Source organism: Holospora undulata HU1 (assembly GCF_000388175.3).
GTDB classification, from domain to species: Bacteria; Pseudomonadota; Alphaproteobacteria; order Holosporales; family Holosporaceae; genus Holospora; species Holospora undulata_A.
Window position 1 is genome coordinate 1 of the sequence record NZ_ARPM03000151.1, and the last position, 2,224, is coordinate 2,224.

The following is a 2,224-nucleotide window of genomic DNA, read 5'->3' on the forward strand; positions in this document are numbered from 1 at the left end:
TAATGGGCAAGTAGAGCGAATGAATAGAACTCTAAAAAAAGCAACAGTTAATAGCTTTCATTATGCTTCTCATGATGAGCTAAAACAGCATGTGCATGCTTATCTGATGGCTTACAACTTTGCTAAACGACTCAAAGCTATCAAAGGAAAAACTCCTTGGCAATTTATTTTAAATCAGTGGATAATTCATCTTGAATATTTTATACTTAATCCTAAACATTTCTTACTGAGACTAAACACGTAGTGTTCTTGAATAGAAGGATCGTCAAACGGCATTTCCAGAAAGCCTCGTTTTCTGTAAAAAGACTCAGCACTCAGACGACTATGCATTTTCACAACTTTTATATTTTGTCTTTTGAGCCATTTTTCAAGTAGAGCCATTATCTCTGCCCCATAGCCCTGGCGCTGAAATTTAGCATCTGTTGCAAGAGACCTGAGCGCTGCATCTGATTCATTCAGAAATTCAATATGCGCAACCATCCGGACTTCTATTCCATGACACAATATAAAGTGATAGGCAGCCTCTCAACTAATGCTTGGAGATGAGGATCATAAACAACTCCAATGGGATCGAATATTTCTGTCTTTCGAATACGATGATTAATCGTCCCACTTTTGTATATGAGTTACTTTCAAAAATCTGTGCCCCCTGTATCCGCTCGTTTTTAAAATCTGTCGGATAAAGTGATCTTTTCCCAAATTATAACCTTTGAACACGCTTCCTTTTTGCTTTTGAAACGAAGCTTCATTCTGAATCAGTGTTTCTTTAATTTGCGCATACTCCTTAAGGATTTGAGAGTTTAAGCGCAAATGGTCTCTAAAAAAAATATTAAGCTGTCTTTCTGTGTGACTTTCTTCAAAAACGTGGAGATTAATTTTATCTTGGCTACGCTTGGTAAATCCAAATTTAAACGGAACTTTCTACTCGCCTTTATAAGAAAATCCAATTTTCTTAAGCTAAGCAATAGATAGATCTCCACTGCGCACAACAGCGATCATATCAATTGTAGGTTTAGCAACCAATCCTGGTATTGTAGTGGATCCGATATGGTGAATAGCAATACAATTATCCCCCAACTCCTGACGTATAATCTCCGCCTCTTTTTCAAAAATATGGGGCCAATTGGTGTCATAAGGTACGACTTGTATTTCTTTGAACATTCCAAAACTCTAAATATTTTAGTTGCTAAAAAAACTTTGTTTTTTAATAGAGTCAAAATGATTTTTCTCTATAAGAAAAATTTTCGTTTTTAAAGCCACAGCCTTAAGCCTCGAGTCCAACTTTTTCTTCGGCTTCCCGAATCATTTTTTCTTTTGGTAATTCATCAACCTCGCTATTCCTTGTTAAGCAATGCCAATGGTAAGCCTATGTGTTGTTCGGACTTCTTCTTGTTAAGGGGCGCCCTTAATTAAGTTGATTTTTTCTTTTTTTCTGAAAACAAGGGGATGTAACAGTTACAGCCAAGGGCAGTTTTAGACTTTTTTGTACCGCTATCTTACAGGGATTCCGTAGAGAAATCTAGACTTTAGCGGTATTAGCAGTGATGCTGACAACGACCCGTCATTTGATTAACAATTTTTTTTTCTAAACTTTAAGCAGTGTTGCGCTGCCCACGCTATGATAAAACGTCTGCAAATTTTTCCGGGCAATATTCACGTGGCTTCAACGGTAATTAAGCATACAGTTTAGCTTTTATACACATAAATTTGGAAGGGAAAATCAAGGAAAGTGGGGAAACAGTAAAGAATAACTGTTGTTCCTTATGTAATGTGTAAATAGAGTTTTTTAATTTAGTATTTGCGCAAGTATATTTTTTGCTTAGGTTATAGCGTTTTTAAATTTTTGCTACATGATGTAGTAATGTTTTCTGTAATTCTACCTTATCGATTATCAAAACATCAACTTAAAGTCTCAGTATAAAAATTTTCAAGGATTCTTGTTAGTTTGGCCATAATTCGAAGGGATAAACGCCAAGAGCAAGGATATGTTTTATAGTCTTTCAAGAGATTAACCTTCAAGCAAAAATCTTATACCATTTCCCGATACTAAATGGACAAATGCGAAGCGGTGCATATACTTTTCACAATTGTATTTTTTAACGCGCGCACAAACTCGCAAATCACCGCTTCACAGCCCCAAGGGGTTCGTAAATCTTGTTCGATAGGATAGTGTTTTTTATATAGAGCCATAATCTTTCGACCGGGTTAAGCTCTCGTGAATATG

2 protein-coding genes and 1 pseudogene are annotated in these 2,224 nt (G+C 36.1%); 1 reads left to right on the forward strand and 2 read right to left on the reverse strand.

Translation table 11 applies throughout. The annotated features are described in order from the left end of the window. A partial coding sequence (locus K737_RS08195; protein WP_006289704.1) for an integrase core domain-containing protein occupies positions 1-244 on the forward strand: 244 nt, incomplete at its 5' end. On the opposite strand, the gene K737_RS12070 is transcribed toward K737_RS08195, so the two are convergent. Both K737_RS12070 and K737_RS11170 read right to left on the reverse strand, forming a co-directional pair. Next, positions 187-504 carry a GNAT family N-acetyltransferase gene (locus tag K737_RS12070; protein WP_075260354.1) on the reverse strand — a complete coding sequence of 106 codons (318 nt, stop codon included), beginning with the start codon at positions 502-504 and terminating at the stop codon, positions 187-189. The two genes, K737_RS08195 and K737_RS12070, sit on opposite strands and share 58 nt — an antisense overlap. Positions 505-600: 96 nt before the next feature. Further along, positions 601-1,161 (reverse strand): annotated as a pseudogene (locus tag K737_RS11170) (GrpB family protein). Between the last annotated feature and the right edge of the window lie 1,063 nt (positions 1,162-2,224).